The sequence below is a fragment of the Mesorhizobium sp. M2A.F.Ca.ET.067.02.1.1 genome, assembly GCF_004023285.1.
Classification (GTDB): domain Bacteria; phylum Pseudomonadota; class Alphaproteobacteria; order Rhizobiales; family Rhizobiaceae; genus Mesorhizobium.
Map to the genome: position 1 here is coordinate 1 of NZ_RZSB01001056.1, position 1,542 is coordinate 1,542.

At 60.5% G+C, this 1,542-nt stretch carries 2 protein-coding genes; both read left to right on the plus strand.

What is annotated here, in order from left to right:
- The first annotated feature begins 4 nt into the window (after nucleotides 1-4).
- Nucleotides 5-628, plus strand: coding sequence for an antifreeze protein (locus EOA28_RS35340; protein ID WP_245501680.1), 624 nt, complete (start codon nucleotides 5-7; stop codon nucleotides 626-628).
- Between the two features lie 237 nt (nucleotides 629-865).
- Nucleotides 866-1,321, plus strand: coding sequence for a hypothetical protein (locus tag EOA28_RS35345; protein WP_245501679.1), 456 nt, complete (start codon nucleotides 866-868; stop codon nucleotides 1,319-1,321).
- Nucleotides 1,322-1,542 lie beyond the last annotated feature (221 nt).

A 1,542-nucleotide genomic window follows, 5' to 3' on the forward strand; every position in this document is an offset into this window, starting at 1 on the left:
GTTCATCGCGGCGCCGGCCAACGCGCTGACCATGGCCGAGTGCAGCACCAAGTATAATGCGGCCAAGGATGCGGGAACGCTTGCCGGCCAGACCTGGAACCAATTCCGCAAGGCGCAGTGCGGCAGCGATGCTTCCGCCGCGACCGACACCAAGGCGGCCACCGACACCAAGGCTGCGACCGACACGAAGGCCGCCGACACCAAGACGACTAAGAAGGCAAAGGCAGCCGCCGCTGCCGACGACACGGCCAAGGGCCTGAGTTCCAAGGAATGCAGCGCCAAGTACCAGGCTGCAAAATCCGCCGGCACGCTCAACGGCATGAAGTGGAACGACTTCCGCAAGGCCGAGTGCGGTGCCGGCGCCGATGACGACGACACCGTGCCGGCTCCGACCGAAGCCACATACACCAGCGAGCCGGCGAAGCCGACGGTCGCAGCGCCGAAGGGCGTGAGCTTCCCGAAGGCGATTTCGCCGAAATTCGCCACCGAAAATCCGGGCAAGGGCCGCATGCACACCTGCCTCGAGCAGTACTACGCCAACAAGGACGCCAACACGCTGAACGGCCTGAAGTGGATCCAGAAGGGTGGCGGCTTCTACAGCCTCTGCAATGCCAAGCTGAAGAGCTGATCGCCTAGTTATTCAAGAGAAAAGGCCCGCGCATCGCAAGATGCGTGGGCTTTTTTTGTACAGGCGAAGACGCCCGCGGCCTTGCTCTATCTGCATATGGCGGGACTGCCGGCATCGTCGATTTGCCCACACTGCCCACCGCCAGGCTTATGGGTAGCTCGCAAAATTCAGGTTGAACATACAGGGAACAAACAGTATACAAAAGACGTCTAACTTATCATCAATCAGGAGGGTCTTATGTTCAATTTGAAATTAGCGGCATTGGCTGTGACGGCATTCGTCGCTTGGAACGTCGCACCGGCAAGCGCACTGACGATGAAGGAATGTGGCGAGACCTATCGGGCAGCCAAGGATGGCGGCACTCTGAACGGCATGGACTGGGCCGCTTTCCGCAAGGAGAAATGCGCCACGTCCGCCGCGGAGAGTGTCAGCGCGGATTCGGTCAAAACCGCGGAGCCAGCAGAAAAAGACACCAGCGCGGCGGTCACTCCCACTGTGGCACCGGCGGGCGTGCCCGGCCACCCTCGCCGCCGAGTTCAAGACCGAAACGCCCGCGAAGGCCAGGATGAAGACCTGCCTGCAGGGTTACCACGACAACAAGGAGGCGGGTACGTTGAACGGCCTTCGTTGGATCCAGAAGGGCGGCGGCTACTACAGCCTCTGCAATGCCAAGCTGAAGAGCTGATCGCTTAGCCTCTTCCTTTTTGTTGGATAGCTTCAAAAGTCACGTCCTCGGCTCCTTTAAAACGCTCAAAGATCGGCAGCTTCGGAGTCTTCCTTCTTTCGACGCTTGCGATTGGCGAAAGCCGGCGTGACGGCCAATCTCCCCCCTGTGGGGAAGATGTCCGGCAGGACAGAGGGGGGCGCGAAGGAACTCGACGCTCACAGGACGAAGGTTCCTCGCCCCACGAAAG

Excerpts from the sequence above, each read along its gene's own strand:
- EOA28_RS35345 (WP_245501679.1), top strand. The coding sequence starts at position 866 with ATGTTCAATTTGAAATTAGCGGCATTGGCTGTGACGGCATTCGTCGCT.